Consider the following 22,063-nt stretch of genomic DNA (forward strand, 5'->3'; position numbering starts at 1 on the left):
CATCCTGCTTGTAAGGCAGGCGCTCTCCCAGCTGAGCTAATCGCCCATAAATGGTGACCCGTAAGGGAATCGAACCCTTGATACCGCCGTGAAAGGGCGGTGTCTTAACCGCTTGACCAACGGGCCGAAAGTGGTGACCCACGATGGACTCGAACCATCGACACCCTGATTAAAAGTCAGGTGCTCTACCGACTGAGCTAGTGGGTCATTATCTCCACAAGACAAGATTATACGCTAAGTTCGAATTATTGTCAACTACTTTCCCAAAATATAAAGCGCCAAGTTCATAAAGGCGAAAAGCCTCTACGTACCTGGCGCACTAGTTAGCTGTTAAAACATTTCATGCAAAATCATTGTCTGTTCGCGACCTGGGCCAACCGAGACAATTCCGATTTTAATACCGGCGACTTCGCTGAGGCGCTCAAGATACTTTCTAGCATTTACCGGCAAGTCATCATATTTTCTGACACCAGTGATATCAGTCTCCCAACCCGGCATTTCTTCATACACCGGTTCAACCTTATCTAAAACCTTAAGGCTGGCCGGGAATTCATCAAGAAGCTGACCATTATATTTATAACCCACACAGATTTTGAGAGTTTTCAGTTTATCCAGAATGTCAAGACGAGTAATCGCCATATAGTCGATACCGCTTACATAGCCTGCATAACGGACAATACAGGCATCAAGCCAGCCACAGCGGCGTGGACGGCCAGTTGTTGTACCATACTCATGACCTGCTTCGCGAATATGATCGCCGGTTTCATCCAGCAGCTCCGTCGGGAACGGACCTTCGCCTACCCGTGTACTGTAAGCCTTTACGGTACCAATGACTTTGCTGATTTTCGTCGGTCCTACGCCGGCTCCGATACACGCGCCGCCGGCAATCGGATGCGATGAAGTTACATATGGGAAAGTGCCATGATCAAGGTCGAGCTGAGTAGCCTGCGCACCTTCAAATAATACCTTTTTTCCGTCGGATATAGCTTTGTGAAGCACTGCCGAGGTATCAGCGACATACGGACGCAGTTCTTCAGCATAGCCAAGATATTCAGCTTTCATAGTTTCGAAATCGAAACCTTCAACGCCATAAACTGCTTTCAACAAGTGGTTTTTAGCCTCTAGATTGCGCTCAAGCTTCTCGGTAAACTCTTGCTCATCCATCAAATCAACAATCCGGATGCCAACTCTTGCATTTTTATCCATATAACATGGACCAATACCACGTTTAGTTGTTCCAATCTTATGAGCACCGCGATACTCTTCTTCAACCTCATCAAGCAGACGATGATACGGCATAATAACATGAGCCCGGTTAGAAATTTTAAGTGCGCTGGTATCGATACCTTTTTCCTGCATGCCTTTGATTTCTTTAATCAGCACGCCTGGATCAATAACTACGCCATTGCCAATTACGCAAGTTTTCCCTTTATATAAAATGCCTGACGGTAAAAGATGGAGTTTAAATTCAGCTCCGCCGGTCACCACAGTATGCCCGGCATTATTGCCACCCTGATAACGGACTACAACGTCAGCTTTTTCTGCCAGATAATCAACAATTTTACCTTTACCTTCATCGCCCCACTGGGTACCGATAACAACTACTGCTGACATATCAATTCACCCTTCCTTAATTCAGCTAAACTTCAGCCTCATATCTTGTTAGTTGCGTTTATCCTAGAGCCCAAATCTGGCCATGATTGCATCATATGGCGCAGATATCGGAATACTCGAAACTTCAACCTATAATTTAAGGCTATATTTAGTTTTTATTTTGCCCGTTGTTTGAGCAATTCACTCAACAAGACATGACTTTGCCCGGGAAACAAAGCAAATGTTTCGAAGCCCGGTTGGGCAAAAAACTGCCCTTTTTCCCTTGCTTATCATAGCATTAAATTCCGTCGACTGTCAACAAAAACTTCGAATATTAACAAGTTATACTCATTTAATGTTCGGATTTTTACAGCCTATCCGCGAAATTCCTGCTTAAACAGACTGCGTATGATCTCTGTGCATCTAGCCGGGCGAACATACACCTGATATCGATATCTTCTCATCGATGCAAAATTATCTTATATCTATAGCATATCTCGCTCGACTTTAGTCCAACCTACATATATTGATTTGATTGGTGAGGTGGACTCTAATATGGAGCTACAGGAATTTATTCGCGATACCTGGCAGACAGCCTTAGTATTCATAAGCCTGCTCATTTTTACCCGATTTCTTGGCAAAACGCAAGTCGGGCAGCTAACATTTTATGAATACGTCAGCGGTATTACTATTGGCTCACTGGCCGCCAATATTGCTTCAGCTGAAGCTAACAAGGTATGGAACAACTTTTATGACCTCGTTTTATTTGTGATACTGACCTATGCTATATCACAAATCACAATTAGAAGCCGTCCGCTCAGAAAACTTATTGAAGGCTCGCCGACAATCGTTATCGAAAACGGCCGCATTCTTGAGGAAAACATGCACGGCCTACACTATGACATCGATGAATTAGCCGGAAATCTGCGCCAGCAGGGCGTTCTTGATCCAAGCGAAGTGCAGTATGCCATTTTAGAAACAACAGGCCAGTTAAGCATAATTAAGAAAGCAGATTATCAAGCGCTGACCAAGAGTGATCTTAATATTCACATGCCAGACCCCACTTTCCCAGTGGAGCTAATTATGGACGGTGTAATCATCGAGCGTAATTTACGAAAAAGCAATCATTCTCAGGTATGGCTAGAAAAACAACTTGCTGACCGAGGTGTATCCGATATATCAGAAGTAACCTATGCTGGTATCGATTCGAAAGGTCAGCTTTTCATTAATCCTAAAACCAGTTCAAGCTTTAGCCGAAAATAGCTTGTAGCTCGCACCGCCCCCCAAGTGAATAATTCATCCAGCGATATAGCAAACTATGAAAAAGGAGGTTGGTATTGCTATGACTGGTCTACTAATGAAAATTATCGTCTGCCCGATTGTTTTAGTTGCTTTATCATTAATTATTCCGTCCCATGTCGACTACCCCAATATTATATTCCCAATACTTATTGGCACTTTAATAGCTGTCGTCGGTTTCGGTATGGAAGTTATGTTTTTAAGTCATGGAACAGTTTGGCCCAGTACCATTCTTGATTTTTTAGCAACTACGTTAATAGTTTACTTTAGCCAGAACGCCGCTGCTGCCGATATTACATTTCTCGGTGCTATAATCGCCGGTCTTTTAGTGGGCGCTACCGAACATTTTATGCATATCCATCTAGTAAACAGCGGTAAAGTTGACAGCGACGGACAAGAACGACCTTAAATCTTACTTCCAATGCCTATAAAGCGTAACAACAAAAACCCGAGATCATCTTCCTCGGGTTTTTGCCTTAAATAACATTATCTTTAACAAACAAGGTATCTAATATAACTTGCCGAGTAGTAATGTGCTCCATCAATGGCTTACTATGGGTTACGACAATAAGTCCAATATTTCTTTCTGCTAGTTCCTCTAGCAGGAAGTTCCATATTTGAGCTTGAGTAATAAGATCAAGCATTGTGCTAATTTCATCAGCAATGAGGAATCTTGTCCGTTTACCTAACGCTCTGGCAATACAAAAACGCTGCAGTTCCCCACCGGATAATTCGCGAGGGAAGCGATTGAACCAATCACGTTCGATGCCCAAGCCATCTATAATCCGATCTTCAATTACATCTCCTTCGGCAATTATATCTTTCATGCGTAACCGGGGATTAACGGCTTTTTCCGGATGCTGCCAAATCATTTGCACAGGACAATAGCCTTTCATTTTATGAATGTCAGTACCGTCTAAGAGCACCTGGCCACTTGCAGGCTTTAAATAACCTGATAAAATTTGGCACAGCGTGGTCTTGCCAAAACCGCTGGGGGCTACAATACCGACTCGTTCGTGGCTTTCGACGGTAAGATTAAAGTTTTTCAATATATCTAAACCTTTTTTATAACCAAAAGATATCCCTTGGGCCTCTAAAACCATTTTCATCGCTCCTCATTCTGCATGGATACAGCGAACCGTTCCGCAACGTATCGTCTGTTCCTTAATATCGCCCTCACATTCCGGCGTAAATTGAGAACATCGAGGACCGAATGGACAACCCTTGGGCATATCTGTTACATAAGGCTGATTTCCGGGAAAGGGATGAAAACCGTTTTGAGGTAAGGCTCGCCACAACGCTTTGGTGTACGGATGGCGAAGCGTATCAACTGATTCAAAGTCTGCTACCGGGGCTTCTTCTACAGTGGTTCCTGCATAAAAAACAGCAATTCTATCAGCTACTTCCAAGGCTAATTCAATATCATGCGTAATAAGGAGCACACCATTGCCTTGGTCGGCAAATTCACGAAAGTGGCCCATGGCTTTTTTAGCTGCTTCTAAATGAAGGCCAGGCGTTGGTTCATCAGCTATAATCAAGCGCGGGCTTTCCATCATCGCAGTGGTAAGAAGCACCCTTCGGGCCATGCCGCCTGATAATTCAAAGGGATAAAGCTCACCGGTGTTTTGCGGCAGTTTATAGAAGTCAAACAGTTCCGCTTGTTTTTTGTAGATAGTCTCCTCGTTCCGTTCGCGTCTAACTTGTTTACCGACTTTCTCTAAAGGGTCAAGATAATTTACACTTTGCGGGACCAAAACAATTTGTTTGCCGCGCAGTTCCTCAATACAGTCCCGAGATAATAATTTGTCCTCAAACCAAATATTGCCCTCAGCATTACAGTTGTGCGGTAATATCCCCAAAATTGCATGGGCCAAGAGGCTCTTTCCCGAACCACTGGCCCCTACCACGGCAACAAGTTCTCCTTCATGCACCGAAACATTTAATTTGTGAATGACCTTCAACTCAATCTGCCTTAACCCTTGCTCATATTGAGTAAACGAAACTGACAGGTCTTTTATCTGCAAAATGTGTTTTTTGTTTATGCAGGACAACGCACTACCTCCTTAATCCCGGACACTATAAGGATCAATAATCTTGCGTAAACTATCTCCGACCAAATCGAACAGCATAACTGTCGTCAACAAAACCAATCCGGGAAAAAGCGCCAGCCACCACATACCAAGCGATAGATACTTCATGCTCTCCGACAGGATGATGCCAATACCGGGTTGTTCCGGAGGCAAGCCAAAGCCTAAGAAGGTGAGGGCTGCTTCATGCAAAATGGCATGAGGGAATAGCAGCACTAACCCAACTAAAAACTGGGGTAATACATGCGGAATCATATGTTTCACAACAATTTTCATTTTGCTGTGCCCTAGCTTTTCAGCAATCTTTATGTAATTTGCTTCTTTTAACTGAAGGATCTCGCCCCGGATTACTCTGGTCAATAACGGCCAGTGGCTTATAGCAACCGCGACAACGACGCCGATTGTCCCCCTGCCAAGTGCATAGGAAATCAATATAAGCAGTAAAAGGTGGGGAATACCCATCACTAAATCGATAAACCAGGTTATGACGGCATCGACTCTTTTTCCTAAAGTTGCGGCCGCCGCTCCCAGGACGGCGGCTATAATTGAACTGACAAGCGAGGCAAAAAGCCCAATATAAATACTAATAGAAATTCCTTTTAAGGTACGGGAAAGCATGTCTCTGCCTAGCCAGTCGGTGCCAAACGGATGCGCCATGTGCGGCAAGAGATTTTTTTGTGTAAAGTTCGTTGTTATCGCCGCATCTCCCACTATAGTACCGATTACGGTAATCGCTATTAAAAAAATACCGCCACAGGTCAAATGCACCCTGGTTTTAGTCCGTTGATTCAAGCCTTTCCTTTGGTACTTCTGGAGAACTGTTACAGAAACTGCATTATTCATATGCGCTTCCCCGCCTTATTCTAGGGTCAATTATCCCATATAAAAGATTGGCAATTAAATTACCGGTAAACACTAAGGCAGCGCTGATTACTGCAATACCTAGCAACAATGGCGCATCACCGCCTAAACCGGCAGAAACAGCGGCTTTGCCTAAGCCTGGATAAGAAAAAACCTGTTCTACCAGTACAGAACCGCCAAAAATTTCACTGATAGACGCAAATTGCAAGGTTATGGCCGGAAGCATAATATTGCGGAGCGCATGATGACGGATAATAGCAATCCTGCTCTTTCCCCGGGCTTTAGCAAACAGAATATAATCTTCCCTCATGATGTCTATCATTTTCTCCCTGGTGTGCAAGGTGATATTGGCAATTCCGATTACACTCAAAGTTAAAGCAGGTAAAATCACATGCTTTATGCTGTCAAAAACTGAGACTTCAGCAGCATTAACGCCAATTGGCACACTCAATCCGATTGGTAATATCTGCAGCCACACCGAGAAAACCATCAACAGAACCAAGGCCAGCCAAAAGGTTGGCGTACTGGCGATAAGTAATGAGTAGCCTTTAATTAATTTATCAATCCATTGCCCGCGATATAGGCCGGCAGTAATCCCTAATACGAATCCTAAGATACCTGAAAAGACCCAGGCTGTTGTCATTAGAACCATCGAGTTCATAAATTTAACCTGGATAACACTAGCGACAGGCTGGCGATACAGCAGCGATAATCCCATATCACCGCGAATAAAATCGCTAAACCAATTTAAATATCTTTCTACTGGCGGTGTATTTAAGCCAAAGTAAGCCTCGAGTTTGGCCAAGTTTTCCGCACTCATATTAGTCATACCTATTTCCCCGATATATGCCCGGACTGGATCGATAGGCGATGCTGAAACCAAGACGAACGAAAGAATACTCACGGCAATTAACAAGGAACATATTTTGATTATACTTTTTCCGATATATTTTAACATGCCGGAATGCGGTCCTATAGCCATAAAATACCTCATTTTAGTTTATATATTACTTCCAAGACCACTCGTGGACATTATTAACAATCGTCCAGCCATAACCATGCGGATGAATTTTCTTATCAATCACATTCAGACTTTCTTTAGCAAAATAGACGTGCTTGAGTTCTACCAGCCACACCCAAGGAGAATCGGCTTGCGGAGTAACCCCGGTAGTTCCGTCCCATTGTGCTTTTTTCCAAGATTGATAAGATGCCTCTAACGAAGTAGCAGCTAACGCTTGGTCAATGTAATTATCTACAGTGGGATTGGAGTACGAAGCATAGTTTTTACCTGTATAATAGTGACTTCTAACAACGGTCGGCGAATGTAATCCGGCCCCAAAAACATGGGGGGTCTCATAACATAAAGTTGCGATTTTATCCCAGCTTGAGCCTATCGGATTGACCTTTATTCCTACTTGTTGCAACATCTCTTTTACAGCCATAGCGATTCCAGTCCGAACTGAGTTTGATGAAATATAGAGCAAATCAAACTCGGCGTTTAAACCGTTTTTTTCATAAATCCCATCTGCGTTTAATTGCCAGCCGTCTGCTTCTAAAATTGCCTTAGCTTTGGCTGGATCATACGCTACTTTCATGGCCTCATTTTCCCAAGGTTCATTTACGCTGTCGCTATAAGCCACCGAACCGTAGCCGTAGAGAACATTCTTCACGATAGCCTCACGGTCAATAGCACAGGCAATTGCCTGGCGAATAGCTAAATTGGAAGTTACATCATTGCCTGCAGGATAGGTTTCTCCATTTTTCTTGGCAGGTGTCTTATGCCCTGCCGGGACAACCGGGAGGTTAAGACCGCGAATATCGACTGTATTAAACGAAAGAATATTATAACCTTTAACCGGACTAACAGTGTAAGACGGAGCTGTATATGCCACATCTACTTGCCCGCCTTTAGCTGCCGCGTAGGAAGCATCTTCAGACATAAATACAATTGTAACTTTCTTCATTTTCGGTTTCTCGCCATAGTAATTTGGATTAGCTTCCAAAATTACTTGCTGGCCTTTATCCCATTGTTTTAATATGTAGCGACCGGAGCCAATCGGATTTTGGCCATAGGTCGCAGCATTATAAGCATGTTCGGGAACAATGCCCACAACGGCTGCCGTATAGGCAAATGCCGAGTAAGGGGTATTAAAATGAAAGACAACAGTTGTATCATCAATGGCTTCAACATATTTTAGCATCGACAAATCTGTCTCGGTAGGCTGCTTCATGGCATTATTATAGGTAAAAGCCACGTCTTTGGCCGTAAGCGGCACACCATCCGTAAATTTTACATCAGAACGAATTTTAAAAGTCCAGGTGAGGCCATCCGGCGAAATCGTATACTCTTTTGCCAGGTCATACCCGATTGTAATGTCATCTTTTGTAATTAGCAAGGTACTTTGAATCAAAGGATCATGGGTATGTTCGCCAGCAGCCCAGCCCATAATCGGGTCAAAGCCCGCTGCGGGTTCTGATTCGGGATCTATGGCGATAATAACACTGTCGTTTGCTGCTGTATCAGTGTTTTTATCTGCGTTTTTACCACACCCGACTACGGTAAATAAGCAAATAACTATTAAGCATAACGCTAAAATTTTTTGGTTCTTCACATTTACCTCCGTCATTAAGGGCATCTTCCAAACGCCGCAGTATTAAACACATTTCCTTAAATAAAGCTTAGCCGAACTTATCCAACTTTTTCGGTCATCAGATAAAGTTTTCCGCAAAAAAAAATGGTAAAAAACCTTGGGCAAGTTAGTCCCCATGGCTTCATACCATATTTAGCATCGATGATGTTGTCTGTTGTTTTATTGCTTCAAGTTATAAATATGACTTCTGTCATATTTATAAAATTTCCATAATTTCATTTTTATACTAAAATTATAGCATTCAATAATAACCCTGTCAAGATGAGATGACCGACAAAAGTTAGTTGCCAGTCTCAATAAACCATTTACCTTCGTCACAAAACAGATTAACCTGTTTGCCACAAATTCGGCAGCTATATCGTATGCCTTGCCCGCCTGCTTTTAAAGAGGCCATCATCCTGACATCAAGTACGCGGTCTATACTAAACCGCCGACCATCGTCCCATATGAGAACTAATGGCTGCGTGTAACCATTTAAATCGTGTTTTGCAATAATTTGTACGTACGCTTTTCCCACGTATATTTCCTCCTATTTATTTAAAATAGGAAACAGGGTGTATTGTATGGTCATCTTTGGGGTTAAATCCGGTTAAGTGTCTATCTAATAACATAGCACAGCGTTGAATACTATAGTGTCCAAATCGTTTACGCAAGCTATCTATTGTTCGTTCTAAAGTTTCACCTAATATATTGTCACCGTCAAATAGATCTAATTGTATGTTTCCGTCTGCAGTCACCAAGTCCATTCCCCTTACTCCAACACTTCGTATCGGTTTATCCCAATTATAACTAGCATTAAAAATATCCATTGCCTTACCTGCAATCTCCTCAGAAATAAATGTTGGCTGTTTTAGCTTACTTTGTCTCTCAAAGGAATATAAGTCTTTATCTCTGACGCTGATTGATACCGTTCTACATCTAAGCCCATGCTTACGTAAACGAGCCGCCACGCTTTCTGCAAGAACGTATATTATCAGTTTGACATCTTGAGGATTAACTAAATCCCGCGCAGTCGTAGTGCTGTTTCCGATAGACTTGATTAAGCTTTCTTCGCCGATCTGCCTTACCGGGGCTCCGTCTAATCCATTAGAGAAGTACCAAAGGGTCTCTCCCCATACGCCAAGCAGTAGCTTTAATTTTTCGATATCACGATTAGCCAAATCACCGATTGTGTATATTGACCGGTTATTGAGCTTATTTCGTGTTGAACGCCCGACATACAATAATTCTCCTACTGGTAGCGGCCAAACAATTTCCCGAAAATTTTCTTCACTGATTACCGTTGTAGCATCTGGCTTTTTAATGTCGCTGCCTAGCTTAGCGAAAATTTTATTGAAGGATACGCCAACAGAGGCAGTTAGCCCTAATTGTTCTTTAAACCTTGCGCGTATTTCATCGGCAATCTCCTTACCACTTCCAAATAAGTGAGTTGAGCCTGTTACATCAAGCCAACACTCGTCTACCCCGAATGGTTCTATTTGATTTGTATAGTCAGCATAAACTGCCTTAGCTAGCTTGGAAAACCTAAGATATTTTCTAAAATCTGCTGAGACTGTAACAAGGTCACGGCACTTTTGTTTTGCTTCCCAAATCGCATCACCGGTTTTTACTCCCAACTTTTTAGCTATCCCATTTTTAGCAAGTACAATTCCATGACGAGCTTCAGCATCACCGACTACTGCTACAGCATTGTCTCTAATTGACGGATTATAGAGACATTCCACACTAGCGTAAAAGTTGTTTAAATCGACGTGCAGTATTGTCCGTGACATTATACCGCCTGCGCCTTGACGGTAATGCACCGAGAAGAGTTGTGTTTACGTTCAATAAACCCCATTTGCTCTAAGTCATTTAAGTAACTATGTACCGTTGCAGGACTACTTAGGCCAACACCCGCGCCTATCTCTCGTATTGATGGCGGGTATTGATGCGGATATGACTTAATGAAATTTAAAATTTGCTCTTGTCGCGGAGTGAGCATTATCATCACCTCAATAAAAACATATGTTCGCTTGTATTTATTTTATAACAAACATACGTTCTCGTCAAAAGGGAAAAACTAGCATTATCTTATTATTAGCGTTAATTAAAGGACGCTAGAATTGAAAAACCCCATCTTTTGATGGGGACTAAATAGAAAGTTTAGGGTCAGGCTTGACTATTTGCTTTTTGACTTATTTGACAATGCCTACAATAAGTCAATTTTTAGAGGATAAGTCAAGTCTGACCCTCGATACCATGACCCCCGATACTGCGATACCACGATACCATTCGCAAATGCTTATATAAAAAAATATTTTTTGCATACCCTCGTTATGATTCGTTGCAAAATTAAATACTGACGAATATAATGAATATATATTCCTAAATGGGAATATAAGAATATACTAAGTGGGTGACTTATGGATTACATCGACGTTTTAAAGGCTCTTGCAGATTACAATAGATTAGCTATAATGTGCTATCTGCGAAGCGGCAAAAAATGTGTATGTGAAATTGAGCAGGTTTTGTCAATTTCACAATCCGCCACTTCGAAGCACCTGCTTAAACTTAGGCTTGTCGGGCTTATTGAAGCACAAAAAACCGCTCAATGGGTATACTACGACATCCCATCTAAGGTTTATAGTGAATATCCTTTTCTAGATGCCTTGTTAGAACAAGCCAGTAATAAATTTTCATTTGATACAAGCAAACTGAAAAACATCCAGTGCTAAAAATTAATTATGGAGAGTGAGATCATGAAAAAAATAGTTATTTACGATCCAGCTATGTGCTGTGCAACCGGAGTTTGTGGCGCAAGCGTTGACAAAGAACTCTTACGCGTAGCTACTGTTATTGAGAATCTAAAACGAAAAGGCGTAGATATTGAACGATTTAATCTATCTGGCCAACCTCAAGCTTTCATTGAGAATCCTTTAATAAGCAATTATTTAAAACAGTACGGTCCTGAAATACTGCCAATAACCTTATGTGACGGTGAGGTTGTTAAAACGAAAACTTATCCCACTAACAAAGAGTTTTCCGATTGGACTGGGATTACAGTGATGAGCAAACCTAAAAAAGGCGGCTGCTGTGGATCAAACTGTTATTGTTAATGGAGGAAGCTGTTATGAAGTTATTTAGTCCTTCTCAATTAAAGCTGACTAAGTATTTCTTTTTCACCGGCAAGGGGGGCGTCGGTAAAACTTCTGCTGCGTGTGCAACAGCTGTAAATTTAGCTGATAGTGGGAAACGTGTCATGCTGGTTAGTACCGACCCAGCTTCTAACCTGCAAGATGTTTTTGGTATTAGCCTTGATAATAAAGGTACGGTAATACCGGAAGCACCAAATCTTACAGTCGTCAATCTTGACCCGATTGAAGCAGCTCATGAATATAAGGAAAAAGTGATTGGTCCATATAAAGGCATCCTGCCTAACTCGGCCATTGCAAGTATGGAGGAACAGCTATCCGGTTCCTGTACCGTAGAAATTGCTGCATTCAATGAGTTTTCTCAGTTTCTTACTGACGAAAACATTAAAGGCAACTATGACCATGTCATATTTGACACCGCTCCAACTGGGCATACTTTGAGAATGCTCCAGCTTCCTTCTGCTTGGAGTAACTTTATAAGTGAAAATACTCATGGAGCGTCCTGCTTAGGGCAATTATCCGGATTAGAAAGCAACAAACAAATGTATAAGACCGCTGTCGAAACCTTGTCTAATAAAAGTATGACAACGGTTGTACTTGTTGCACGCCCTGAAAACACGCCACTCCTTGAGGCTAAGCGAGCTTCAGAAGAACTTGGCGACCTTGGGGTTAATAACCAAATGCTAATTATTAATGGCGTGCTTGAAATTGATAAGCCAGATGATGAGACAGCTTTAGCGCTTTACAATAAGCAACAGCAGGCACTTGACAATATGCCAGTTTCACTGGTAAATATTCCGATCTACTATATCCCTCTGCGAGCGTATAACGTCTATGGAATAAAAAATATACGCAGAATGCTAACTAATAACTTCCTAGCGCCAGAGCTGCCGGCGGTTAAGTTAAATAAAGTATTCTCTTTAGATGTACTAATTGATGAGCTTCATAAAAGCCATAAAAAGGTTATATTTACCATGGGCAAAGGCGGCGTTGGTAAAACTACACTCGCTGCAGCCATTGCCTTAGGGTTAGTTGGGAAAGGTGTAAATGTTCACCTTACTACAACTGATCCTGCACACCACCTGAATTTTTTAATTAGTGAATGCGATAATTTATCTATAAGTCATATTGATGAAAAAGCCGAGTTAGAAAAGTATAAGGAAGAGGTACTTTCTAAAGCCAGAGAGTCAATGGGCGATGCAGATTTAGCATATATTGAAGAAGATTTGCGCTCGCCCTGTACGCAGGAGATAGCCGTTTTTAGAGCTTTCGCGCAAATAGTTGATCAGGCAACCAATGATCAAGTTGTAGTTATTGATACTGCACCAACTGGTCACACTCTCCTGCTCTTGGACGCTACCCAAAGTTATCACAAAGAAATCCAAAAAAGCCAGGGCGATATACCGGAAAGCGTAAAAAAACTATTACCTAGATTACGAAATGCGGCAGAAACAGAGGTTGTCATCATAACCCTTCCGGAAGCGACACCAGTACATGAAGCAGCTAGATTGGCAGAAGATTTAAAGCGGGCCAATATACATTCCAAGTGGTGGGTTGTTAATTCAAGCCTATATCTAACGAATACTCAAAGTCCTTTGCTAAAAAACAAAGCTCAAGGTGAAGTTGAATGGATCAATAAAGTAACGGAAATATCAAAGGGTAATACGATACTAATCAAATGGTACAAGAATAATATTCAAGGTGCAGAGTTGTTGAACCTTATAAAATCTTAAAATGCAACAATTAAGGTATAGATTTTAAAGTCAAGCAACGAAGGAAACAAGGGTTAGAAATTTAATCCTTAAAAATTTTAAAAGGGATGGTCCAAAATATTTGCGGCCCATCCCTTTCTTTTGCTCTAATAATTCAGAATTTCACATTATGGCTAGATCTACAACACTACTACGCATCCATTCGCGATAAATCAGCGAACTTAGTGAACTGTTTATGGAAGAATAATTGCACGGTATCGACAGGACCGTTACGGTGTTTGGCGATGATAACTTCGGTAATATTCTTCCTGTCGGTATCAGGATTGTAATAGTCTTCTCGATAAAGGAAGGCAACAATGTCGGCGTCTTGTTCGAGAGAACCAGATTCTCTAAGGTCACTGAGCATCGGCTTTTTGACCTGGCGGGATTCTACACTCCGGCTAAGCTGCGAGAGAGCTATAACCGGAACACCTAGTTCCCTGGCCAAACCTTTAAGCGAACGCGAGATTTCCGATATTTCCTGCTGACGGTTTTCACTGCCCTTATTTTTGCCCGAACCTTGCATCAGCTGCAAATAGTCAATTATGATAAGCTGCAGATCATGTTCAATTTTAAGGCGGCGCGCTTTGGCCCGCATTTCAAGAACGGTGATCCCCGGGGTATCATCAATGAAAATCCCGGCCGATGACAGCCTGTCCGCGGCATTGACAAGCTTTTGCCAGTCCTTGCCCTCCAAATCACCGACTCTCAGCCGCTGAGAGTCAATCGGGGCTTCAGCGCAGAGCATCCGCTGCACTAGTTGCTCCTTAGACATTTCTAAACTAAAGAATGCAACCGTCTTTTTCTCGCGAATGGCCACATGTGAGGCAATGTTGAGCACAAAGGCGGTTTTACCCATACTTGGCCGGGCAGCAATTAAGATCAGGTCGGACGGCTGCAGCCCTGAGGTTAAACGGTCAAAATCTTTAAACCCAGAGGCCAAACCGGTAATGCCGCCTTTTGATTCATACAGACCCTGGATTCTGTCAAAAGCGTCGAAAATTATACTTTTGATTGGGGTAAATTCTTTTCCAACCTTGCGGCCCGATACATCCAAAATCATTTTTTCGGCTGAATCCAAGATGCTGGCAACTTCGTCACTGGCTTCATAGCCTAATCCGGCGATGTTGGTGGCAGCATTAATCAGCTGGCGGAGCAACGATTTCTCTTCAACGATCCGTGCGTGGTATAGAACATTGGCAGCGGTAGGAACACTATTAGCTAATGAGGTTATGTAGGCTATGCCGCCTGCGCTTTCCAGTTTATCGTCTTTGCGCAGAAACTCCGTAACTGTTACCATATCAACGGCATCATTTTTATTGAACAGCTCAAGCGCTGCATTATATATAAGCCGGTGCGCCTCCCGGTAGAAATCTTCCGGACGTAAAAATTCAGTTACCTTAGAGATGGCTTCGCGCTCAATCAGCATGGCGCCAAGGACAGCCTGTTCAGCCTCCACACTCTGCGGTGGTACTCTATCTAACAAAACACTTACCTCCTCGGCCCCAATTGGGCCATACTTAGACGGTGAAATCAGGTACTATCACAAGAGACAGACCTAATTTCACCGTTAAGAATAAAATACACAAATTGGTTATGCTGTAGCTTGATTATCGTTTACCAGCAGAACGGCCAGCGCCGCTTCAACATCCTCAACCGGACGGATATCCAGGCCAAGGTGCCCCGCCGGTATATCTTTCTGGTTCTCTTTTGGAATAATAATGGTGGTAATACCGGCCTGTTTAGCGCCGTACGCTTTCTCAAAAACGCCGCCGACGGCCTTAACCTTACCCTGAATTGAAACTTCGCCGGTTACCGCCACATCCTGGCGGACTGGCTGACCAGTAATGGCCGATATAATGGCCGTCATGATGGCCGTACCGGCTGATGGCCCATCAATTCGTCCGCCACCGATGATGTTAATATGCAAATCATAGTTAGAAAGGTCTTTCTCAGTAATCTTCCGGACAACAGCCGCGGCATTAAATACTGAGTCCTTAGCCATACTGCCGGCTGTGTCGTTGAAACGAATGCGTCCTTTTCCATTTTCTGCAGCCGGGAAAGCGACAGCTTCAATTTCGATAACTGAGCCTAGATAACCTGCAACGCCAAGGCCGAATACTTTGCCGACTTCGGCTTCTGCAGCAGCCTTCCGGGTAACATAGGGTGACAGCCGGCTTACTTGTACGACCCGGTATACGTCGTCAGTCGAGATAGTAACATTGCCTTCAGCTTCACCTAATCGGTAAATGGCCAAGCCGTAAGCATCGGTTAAAATATTTATGGCTTTACGTCCTTCGATAGTATACTCACTGATGAGCTTCGGCACATCAGGGTCGAGGCCGACATTAAGCTTAGCCGCGGCATTGAAAACTATTGCCTCAATATGTTTAGGGGTCAGGGGTTCAAAGTATATTTCAGCGCAGCGGGACCGAATCGCCGGATTGATATCCTGGGCATCTCGGGTTGTGGCCCCGATGAGAATAAAGTCAGCCGGTGCGCCGTCTTCAAATAGTTTCTTGATATACTTGGGGACATTAGGATCACTCGGATCATAGTAAGCTGAGTCAAATTTGACGCGTTTATCTTCCAGCACCTTGAGCAGCTTGTTCTGCAACATGGCATCCATCTCGCCAATTTCGTCAATGAACAAGATACCGCCATGCGCATCGGTCGCCAAACCGGGCTTAGGTTCAGGAACCCCAGTATCAGCTAAATCACGGCGGGCGCCTTGATATATCGGATCGTGCACCGAACCTAACAGCGGGTTAGTCATATCACGTGGATCCCAACGCAGTGTCGTACCGTCTACTTCGATAAATGGCGCGTCTTGGGCAAATGGCGTAAACTTGAGTTTTTTTGCTGCTTCAAGCACAAGCCGCGCGGCAGTTGTTTTACCAACCCCAGGCGGTCCGTATAGAATCAAATGCTGAGGATAGGGCGACGCCAACTTGGCTCGAAGAGCTTCTACAGCCCGCTCCTGGCCCACTATTTCCTCTAGGGTGTTCGGCCTTACCAATTCCATAGCAGACTTGGTTAGGCTCTTACCCTCGAGTACCTCAAGCATGGCATATTTCTTTAACGTCTGCGGGTTCTCAACATTATGTTCTTCCTTAAGCACCTGCATTTTGATTTCTTTGATATATTCCTGATGGCGTTCTTCCATCTTTTCGTTGATTTTTTTTTCGATTTTGTCCTCAACCACCCGGCGAGCCATCAAATCGGCAATTTCGTCTTCAATATCAGCCAAAATTGCGGGAATTTCTTCCATGGTCGGGCGTTTATCGACTGTCGGATCTTCAAATACCAACTTTTGCAGCGCCAGCACCCGTTCAGGCAAACTTTCGGATTTCATAAGCTGAAGCGCGTCGAGTTTCCCCGCCTTGAGTACCAGTTTCTCCGAACTGATCATACCGGAATACAGTCCATATAAGGCAGCAACTTGCCGTTTGAGTTGGTCGTCTTCAACAGCCTTTACAGCCTTTACAGCCTTAGGAGGCTTGCTAGGGAGAAACTTGTCGAAAAATTTCATTAGTACTTCCTCTTTCTAATTTGCAATGATGTGAACCTGAATCTGGGCACTGACTTCGGGGTGAATTTTGATGGTTATAGGGTAGGTGCCAAGCGCTTTAATGCTTTCTTTAAGCTCAATTTTGCGTTTGTCTAATTCAAGTTTATGGGCAGCTAACAGGGCATCGGCAATGTCTTTAGCTGTAACCGAGCCGAAAAGCCTGCCGCCTTCCCCCATTTTAACCTTAATGGTTAGCTCAACTTTGGCTAGCTGGGCCGCCAAAACCTTAGCCTCATCCAATATACGCTGATGCTTGCGGGCCTCAGCCTCTTTCTGCAATTTAACAGTATTTACGTTGCTATTTGTAGCTGGAATAGCTAATTTTTGTGGCAATAGATAATTGCGGGCATATCCTTCAGAAACTTCGATAATTGCCCCTTTTTTGCCTAATTTCTTAACTTCTTGCTGCAGGATTACTTTCATTCTGCTCACTCTCCCGTATATAATTGGCAACGAGCTCAATTACTCGCTGTTTGGCTTCTTCAAGGGTGACTTGCTTAAGCTGAGCACCTGCCACCGTCTGATGACCGCCGCCGCCCAGTTCCTCCATAAGTACCTGGACATTTATATCACCTTGCGACCTAGCGCTGATGCCTACACCCTCGGGTATTGAAAACAGCACGATACTCATCCGAATCCCTTCGAGGTGCAGCAGCGAATCAGCGGTCTGCGCCGCTACAAGTTGGCCATTTGTTACATTTTCCGGACATAGGGATATTACAACCCCGCCCGGAAGTACTTCGGTTCGGCTGATTATTTCGGCCCTTGCTTTCATTGTAGCAAAATCAATCCGGAATAAATGGCGGACCAAGGTAGGGTCTGCACCAGCTCGCCGCAGGTAGGAAGCAGCGTCAAAAGTTCGGACACCGGCCTGAACCGCAAAATTTTTGGTATCAACGACAATGCCAGCATAAAGCGCTGTCGCGTCCAACCGGGTTAATTCCAACTGATCATCGAAATACATCAGCAATTCAGTTACCAGTTCACTGGCTGATGAGGCAGATGGTTCAAGATATACTAGTAATGGATTATCGACAAACCCTTCACTTCGGCGATGATGATCAATCACAATTACCCGCTCGGCTACATTTAACAACCCTCGATCGGCAGCCAGCTCCGGACGATGAGCATCAACCAAGAATACAAGTAAATCATGAGTTATCAGTCCGTGCGCTGTTTCCGGGTCAATAAACAAATCCTTATATTCTTCGTAATCGACAAACACGTCAGTTAGTTTACTTACTGTCGTACTCGGCTTACTAACAACAACATAGGCCTGCTTTTTCATATGGCGGGCCATCTTAGCGACCCCTATGGCAGCACCTAGACTGTCAAAGTCTTCATTGACATGTCCCATTATGAGTACTAAGCTAGAGTTTTCAATGCTTTCCCGAATAGCATGAGCAACAATACGGGCCTTAACCCTTGTATTCTTTTCAACAACTGTGGCTTTACCGCCATAGAACTGAATTTTCCCGTTAATATGAACGGCAGCCTGGTCACCCCCCCGGCCAAGTGCGAGGTCAAGACCGGCCTGCGCCTGTTCAGCCATAGCGCCAAAGCCGTTCTCATCAGCTACAACTCCCATGCTGATGGTAACCGGAATCTTATTACCACTTTTAATCTCTCTGATTCTATCAAGAACTTCAAACTTATCCTTGAGTAGTCTGTCAAGGGCCTGTCGGGAAAATACAGCTACATACATATCCTCAGCATACTTTTTAATAAACCCGTCGAGATCTTTTATCCAAGCAGCTAAAAGCTTATTAACTTCAAGCATAACGTCAGACCGCTGATTGTCGGTAAGTCCCTGAAGCACGTCGTCATAGTTATCAATCTGAATATAGGCAGTAACCGGCATTGCAGCGCGGCATTCTGCACAAGCCTGCTGGCAAGCCGTAACGTCTGTAATGTAAAGTGCCAGCAGATTGCCGGCACGCGCATTTTCAAGCGGCTTGTGGATAACCTGATAATACTTATCATCGGCTTGGAAAATCAAACTGCCCGACTGATCCCAAATCTCTTCCAGTGGTAGATTGGGCCAAACTTTAAGCAGAGAATCACCGGCTTTCAGATCCTCGGGGGCCCAATCAAACAACCTTGAATTACACCACTTGAGTTTGCCGTCATTATCAATTATTACCATAGCCATGGGTAATTTTTTGAGGGCATATGTTGTAATCTCTTCGACATTGTGAACCATTGTATCGAGAAAATCATTAAGCGCCTTCTGCTGCTCTCTGTGCCTTTCCCGACCATACAAGTACAGGGCAATTATTAGAATGGCTCCCAATACGGCCACATATTTATTATAGAAAATTATAACCATCAGCAGCGCAGACGCTACCAATAGATAGATTCGCGTATCAAACCAAAAAGATGGACCTTGTGGCATAAACAAATCCTCCCATAGAGGCGTTGGCCTTGTGTTTTAATCAGATCTTCGAAGGCCGCGGTAGTCGACTGCCATATCGATACCACCGGCAAAAACTAACCCTTGTGATAAAAAACCGTTAGTTAATATTAGAACCAGTATAATACCCCGAGTCAGCCTTGACAAATTGTATTTATCGGCAATGTAGTAAAATAGAGCCAGACCTTGCACAAATAAAAACATACTTGTCAATACCTGGATATTAGCAGAAATATTGTAGAGCATAACTAACTCACGGGATTTACCCCAGTACATACCGACCAGCGACAATACAAAGAAATAACCGACAAACCGGGGCAAGCTCCATAATTTGAAAGGCGGAAAATCTTCGACATGATGTCCCAGTTTTTTAAGCACAATTCTAGCAATCATAAAATTAAGGTAAGTATCAACAACAGCGGCAAGTATGAAACCAGCAGGCAGGATAACTTTGAGCAGGTCAATTAAGCCTGTCATATTGTTGGCAATCTGAGCAATATTTTCTTCAGTCATACCAAACCCGCGGTATAATTCAACAGCCTGCTCTACCGCTTTGCCCAGAAAGTCTGTCTGCATTGCCAATGGATTCATACCGAGCACAGCAGCGCTGATTGCTAGCGCAGCCACTTTAGAAATAACAGAGGCAGCTGTGCCCCACGCTACTGCTTTCATTGGACTGTACTCAGCCCGGATTGCATAGCCTAGCACAATACCAATTAGGCCAAATCCGACCACAACGCTTACGGCATGGAGAGGGTGCATAAGCATGGCAATAAGCAATCCTGCTACCGCGGTAGCCAAGATACTCCATTTATAGCCGTGACGAACCCCTAGCAAAATAATCGGAACCGGCCAGATAAGATTTACAAACGGTCCTACCACCGGTAAATAGGCACTGATGATAGCAAAAATTATTGCTATAGCGGACAATACGCCGCCTTCAACCATTGGTCTAACTCTTGTTTGTTGCATTTAGCCACCTCTTTTGCGTAAGTATCTTTGATATTCGCTAAAATCTCCAAATAGTTCTTCTGCTTCATGTTCTCGTTTTATATTCTGGCTAATTTTGGCTGAGACAGTTTCATCGAGCGCGGCAAAATCAATCCCTAGCCTTCTTGCAAGTATATAGCAAGACAAGATGACTGAAGCCAGCCCTTCGGTGATAGATTGCCCTCCGTTTCTAGCAATGGCTTGGTAAAGTTGGCCGACGTTTGTCACTAATTCCGCTTTTAGCGATTCGAGCAATCGCAGTTTGCGCAAAATATCCGATTCATGAGAAAACAATCGCTACTCCCCCTTTACCTATTTCATTATAATTCGCAAAAAAGACCGCGGTTTCCTGCCTAGCCTTTAAAAATCCCCTTTTCCAATAGGCTGACCATCCCATTACCCAACTATTCCCTTTGCAATAATAAATAGCCAAAACATTAAAGGTCAAGAATGCGATTGGCACCCTTGACCTTCTAATTGTAAAAATGTATTTTATTCTGCAGTAAACGGCAGCAACGCGATCATGCGTGCACGTTTAACAGCCAGTGTTAACTGACGCTGATGTTTAGCGCAGTTGCCCGAAATACGGCGTGGTAAAATCTTACCGCGCTCCGTTGTGTAACGGCGCAACTTAGGCACGTCTTTATAGTCAATGCCATCTACTTTATCAACGCAGAAACTGCAGACTTTTTTCTTAGGCTTTCTGCCTCTTTCACGTCTCACCGATAGTTACCTCCCTTTAAAATGGAATCTCTTCTTCAGGGAAGACCTCTCCGCCAAAGGGATTCTTATCAGCTGGCCCGCTGCCGCTGATATTTCCACCGCCGGTACTTTGTTTGCTTTCTAAAAACTCAATGTTTTGAGCTATTACCTCAGCAACACGGCGCTTTTGACCATCATTCGCATCATAGGTGCGAATCTGGAGTCGGCCTTCAACAAGTATACGACGTCCTTTGGTAAGATTATTGCCACAAATTTCGGCCAGCTTCTCCCATGCAACTATGGGAATAAAATCAGTAGCCTCTTTTTGCCCTTGACCGCCGATAAACCGATTGACAGCAAGACTAAATGAGGCAACCGCCTTACCGCTTTGTGTATACCGGACTTCCGGATCTTGGGCGAGACGACCGACCAATATAACCTTATTCATGGTAAATCCCCCCTGGCCTCTATTCGTCTTCTTTAATAATCATATGCTTTAGAATTTCATCAGTAATCTTCATTACACGGTCAAGCTCAGCAACTACTGCAGGCTCGCCGGTAAAATAGAAGATCGTGTAGAAACCTTCAGCGAAGTCTTCGATTTCATATGCCAGGCGTTTTTTGCCCCAGCGATCAATCTTCTCAATGTTGCCGCCGTTATTTTGAATGAGGTTTTCAAATTTGGAAATTACCGCATTTATTGCCTCCTCTTCAGCCGGCTTAACAATGAACATGACTTCGTATTTTCTCACGAAAACACCTCCTCCTATGGACTAATGGCTCCCTCATGGGGAGCAGGAAGGGTTCAAAATTAAATTTGAAACCTAAATATGTCCTTGACCAATATATTATAGCACTGCTTATGAAAATAATGCAAGGAAATCGAAAAAATAAGAAAAACCGCTAGCGCGGTCCTTTTAGTTCCTCACATCTGATATCCGATACTCAAACCCATGAACTCCTTTGTAATAGCGAGGGTACATGGCGGCTCCACAAGCTTCACAAGCGAACTGC

23 protein-coding genes and 2 tRNA genes are annotated in these 22,063 nt (G+C 43.5%); 5 read left to right on the forward strand and 20 right to left on the reverse strand.

Going from position 1 to position 22,063, the window contains the following annotated elements; translation table 11 throughout:
- Positions 1–51: 51 nt before the first annotated feature.
- From GX348_09025 to GX348_09035, 3 genes are all read right to left on the reverse strand, one after another.
- Positions 52–126, reverse strand: a tRNA-Glu gene (locus GX348_09025).
- 5 nt (positions 127–131) lie between these two features.
- Positions 132–207: transfer RNA gene (locus GX348_09030), tRNA-Lys, on the reverse strand.
- A gap of 123 nt (positions 208–330) precedes the next feature.
- On the reverse strand, positions 331–1,614 hold the full coding sequence (locus GX348_09035) for an adenylosuccinate synthase (protein NLP42323.1): 1,284 nt from the start codon (positions 1,612–1,614) through the stop codon (positions 331–333).
- 534 nt (positions 1,615–2,148) lie between these two features.
- On the opposite strand from GX348_09035, the gene GX348_09040 reads away from it, so the two are divergent.
- Positions 2,149–2,856 (forward strand): DUF421 domain-containing protein, encoded by a 708-nt coding sequence (locus GX348_09040; GenBank protein NLP42324.1) that lies wholly within the window; start codon positions 2,149–2,151, stop codon positions 2,854–2,856.
- A 79-nt stretch (positions 2,857–2,935) separates the two neighbouring features.
- A complete protein-coding gene (locus tag GX348_09045) occupies positions 2,936–3,301 on the forward strand; it encodes a DUF2512 family protein (GenBank protein NLP42325.1) in 366 nt (121 codons plus the stop codon).
- A 67-nt stretch (positions 3,302–3,368) separates the two neighbouring features.
- Here the strand turns inward: GX348_09045 and GX348_09050 are convergent, their stop codons facing one another.
- The 8 genes from GX348_09050 to GX348_09085 all read right to left on the reverse strand — a co-directional run bounded on the left by GX348_09050 (position 3,369) and on the right by GX348_09085 (position 10,475).
- Positions 3,369–3,995 carry an ATP-binding cassette domain-containing protein gene (locus GX348_09050; protein NLP42326.1) on the reverse strand — a complete coding sequence of 209 codons (627 nt, stop codon included), beginning with the start codon at positions 3,993–3,995 and terminating at the stop codon, positions 3,369–3,371.
- Positions 3,996–4,007: 12 nt separating this feature from the next.
- Positions 4,008–4,943 (reverse strand): ABC transporter ATP-binding protein, encoded by a 936-nt coding sequence (locus tag GX348_09055; protein NLP42327.1) that lies wholly within the window; start codon positions 4,941–4,943, stop codon positions 4,008–4,010.
- 12 nt (positions 4,944–4,955) lie between these two features.
- The gene (locus GX348_09060; protein NLP42328.1) at positions 4,956–5,822 is read right to left on the reverse strand and encodes an ABC transporter permease; all 867 of its coding nucleotides are present in this window, start codon (positions 5,820–5,822) and stop codon (positions 4,956–4,958) included.
- Positions 5,815–6,822, reverse strand: coding sequence for an ABC transporter permease (locus GX348_09065; protein NLP42329.1), 1,008 nt, complete (start codon positions 6,820–6,822; stop codon positions 5,815–5,817). Before GX348_09065 ends, GX348_09060 begins: the two co-directional genes overlap by 8 nt.
- 25 nt (positions 6,823–6,847) lie before the next feature.
- On the reverse strand, positions 6,848–8,452 hold the full coding sequence (locus GX348_09070) for an ABC transporter substrate-binding protein (protein ID NLP42330.1): 1,605 nt from the start codon (positions 8,450–8,452) through the stop codon (positions 6,848–6,850).
- 319 nt (positions 8,453–8,771) lie between these two features.
- Positions 8,772–9,008, reverse strand: a complete 237-nt coding sequence (locus tag GX348_09075; GenBank protein NLP42331.1) for a hypothetical protein — start codon at positions 9,006–9,008, stop codon at positions 8,772–8,774.
- A gap of 16 nt (positions 9,009–9,024) precedes the next feature.
- Positions 9,025–10,263, reverse strand: a complete 1,239-nt coding sequence (locus tag GX348_09080; GenBank protein ID NLP42332.1) for a DNA polymerase IV — start codon at positions 10,261–10,263, stop codon at positions 9,025–9,027.
- A complete protein-coding gene (locus GX348_09085) occupies positions 10,263–10,475 on the reverse strand; it encodes a winged helix-turn-helix transcriptional regulator (protein ID NLP42333.1) in 213 nt (70 codons plus the stop codon). The genes GX348_09080 and GX348_09085 overlap by 1 nt, the downstream gene beginning before the upstream one ends.
- A 418-nt stretch (positions 10,476–10,893) precedes the next feature.
- Between GX348_09085 and GX348_09090 the strand changes: the two genes are divergently transcribed.
- Genes GX348_09090 through arsA form a run of 3 tightly spaced genes read left to right on the forward strand, consistent with a single transcriptional unit; the run spans position 10,894 to position 13,355 of the window.
- On the forward strand, positions 10,894–11,205 hold the full coding sequence (locus GX348_09090) for a winged helix-turn-helix transcriptional regulator (GenBank protein NLP42334.1): 312 nt from the start codon (positions 10,894–10,896) through the stop codon (positions 11,203–11,205).
- A 24-nt stretch (positions 11,206–11,229) separates the two neighbouring features.
- Positions 11,230–11,586 (forward strand): arsenite efflux transporter metallochaperone ArsD, encoded by a 357-nt coding sequence (arsD, locus tag GX348_09095; GenBank protein ID NLP42335.1) that lies wholly within the window; start codon positions 11,230–11,232, stop codon positions 11,584–11,586.
- A 14-nt stretch (positions 11,587–11,600) separates the two neighbouring features.
- Positions 11,601–13,355, forward strand: a complete 1,755-nt coding sequence (arsA, locus tag GX348_09100; GenBank protein ID NLP42336.1) for an arsenical pump-driving ATPase — start codon at positions 11,601–11,603, stop codon at positions 13,353–13,355.
- A gap of 169 nt (positions 13,356–13,524) precedes the next feature.
- On the opposite strand, the gene dnaB is transcribed toward arsA, so the two are convergent.
- The 9 genes from dnaB to GX348_09145 form a co-directional block, all read right to left on the reverse strand.
- Positions 13,525–14,859: a replicative DNA helicase gene (gene dnaB / locus GX348_09105; GenBank protein NLP42337.1), complete on the reverse strand. Its 1,335-nt coding sequence runs from the start codon at positions 14,857–14,859 to the stop codon at positions 13,525–13,527.
- Positions 14,860–14,967: 108 nt separating this feature from the next.
- Positions 14,968–16,905 carry an ATP-dependent protease, Lon family gene (lonC, locus tag GX348_09110; GenBank protein NLP42338.1) on the reverse strand — a complete coding sequence of 646 codons (1,938 nt, stop codon included), beginning with the start codon at positions 16,903–16,905 and terminating at the stop codon, positions 14,968–14,970.
- Positions 16,906–16,920: 15 nt separating this feature from the next.
- Positions 16,921–17,367, reverse strand: a complete 447-nt coding sequence (locus tag GX348_09115; protein NLP42339.1) for a 50S ribosomal protein L9 — start codon at positions 17,365–17,367, stop codon at positions 16,921–16,923.
- A complete protein-coding gene (locus GX348_09120) occupies positions 17,339–19,339 on the reverse strand; it encodes a DHH family phosphoesterase (GenBank protein ID NLP42340.1) in 2,001 nt (666 codons plus the stop codon). Before GX348_09120 ends, GX348_09115 begins: the two co-directional genes overlap by 29 nt.
- Positions 19,340–19,375: 36 nt before the next feature.
- Positions 19,376–20,329: a YybS family protein gene (locus tag GX348_09125; GenBank protein ID NLP42341.1), complete on the reverse strand. Its 954-nt coding sequence runs from the start codon at positions 20,327–20,329 to the stop codon at positions 19,376–19,378.
- Positions 20,330–20,641 carry a hypothetical protein gene (locus GX348_09130; protein ID NLP42342.1) on the reverse strand — a complete coding sequence of 104 codons (312 nt, stop codon included), beginning with the start codon at positions 20,639–20,641 and terminating at the stop codon, positions 20,330–20,332.
- 198 nt (positions 20,642–20,839) lie between these two features.
- Complete coding sequence (locus GX348_09135; GenBank protein ID NLP42343.1) at positions 20,840–21,070, reverse strand: 30S ribosomal protein S18; 231 nt, start codon at positions 21,068–21,070, stop codon at positions 20,840–20,842.
- A gap of 16 nt (positions 21,071–21,086) precedes the next feature.
- Positions 21,087–21,497 (reverse strand): single-stranded DNA-binding protein, encoded by a 411-nt coding sequence (locus GX348_09140; GenBank protein NLP42344.1) that lies wholly within the window; start codon positions 21,495–21,497, stop codon positions 21,087–21,089.
- A gap of 19 nt (positions 21,498–21,516) precedes the next feature.
- Positions 21,517–21,801 carry a 30S ribosomal protein S6 gene (locus GX348_09145; protein NLP42345.1) on the reverse strand — a complete coding sequence of 95 codons (285 nt, stop codon included), beginning with the start codon at positions 21,799–21,801 and terminating at the stop codon, positions 21,517–21,519.
- Between the last annotated feature and the right edge of the window lie 262 nt (positions 21,802–22,063).

This window comes from Veillonellaceae bacterium (genome assembly GCA_012523975.1).
Classification (GTDB): Bacteria; Bacillota; Negativicutes; order JAAYSF01; family JAAYSF01; genus JAAYSF01.

Bases quoted from the DNA above. Each gene is read 5' to 3' on its own strand.
- GX348_09090 (NLP42334.1), top strand. From the start codon at position 10,894: ATGGATTACATCGACGTTTTAAAGGCTCTTGCAGATTACAATAGATTA.
- GX348_09050 (NLP42326.1), bottom strand. From the start codon at position 3,995: ATGGTTTTAGAGGCCCAAGGGATATCTTTTGGTTATAAAAAAGGTTTA.
- lonC (NLP42338.1), bottom strand. From the start codon at position 16,905: ATGAAATTTTTCGACAAGTTTCTCCCTAGCAAGCCTCCTAAGGCTGTA.
- arsD (NLP42335.1), top strand. From the start codon at position 11,230: ATGAAAAAAATAGTTATTTACGATCCAGCTATGTGCTGTGCAACCGGA.
- GX348_09035 (NLP42323.1), bottom strand. From the start codon at position 1,614: ATGTCAGCAGTAGTTGTTATCGGTACCCAGTGGGGCGATGAAGGTAAA.
- GX348_09115 (NLP42339.1), bottom strand. From the start codon at position 17,367: ATGAAAGTAATCCTGCAGCAAGAAGTTAAGAAATTAGGCAAAAAAGGG.
- arsA (NLP42336.1), top strand. From the start codon at position 11,601: ATGAAGTTATTTAGTCCTTCTCAATTAAAGCTGACTAAGTATTTCTTT.
- GX348_09065 (NLP42329.1), bottom strand. From the start codon at position 6,822: ATGGCTATAGGACCGCATTCCGGCATGTTAAAATATATCGGAAAAAGT.
- GX348_09060 (NLP42328.1), bottom strand. From the start codon at position 5,822: ATGAATAATGCAGTTTCTGTAACAGTTCTCCAGAAGTACCAAAGGAAA.
- GX348_09120 (NLP42340.1), bottom strand. From the start codon at position 19,339: ATGCCACAAGGTCCATCTTTTTGGTTTGATACGCGAATCTATCTATTG.
- GX348_09125 (NLP42341.1), bottom strand. From the start codon at position 20,329: ATGCAACAAACAAGAGTTAGACCAATGGTTGAAGGCGGCGTATTGTCC.
- GX348_09140 (NLP42344.1), bottom strand. From the start codon at position 21,497: ATGAATAAGGTTATATTGGTCGGTCGTCTCGCCCAAGATCCGGAAGTC.
- GX348_09040 (NLP42324.1), top strand. From the start codon at position 2,149: ATGGAGCTACAGGAATTTATTCGCGATACCTGGCAGACAGCCTTAGTA.
- GX348_09080 (NLP42332.1), bottom strand. From the start codon at position 10,263: ATGTCACGGACAATACTGCACGTCGATTTAAACAACTTTTACGCTAGT.
- GX348_09045 (NLP42325.1), top strand. From the start codon at position 2,936: ATGACTGGTCTACTAATGAAAATTATCGTCTGCCCGATTGTTTTAGTT.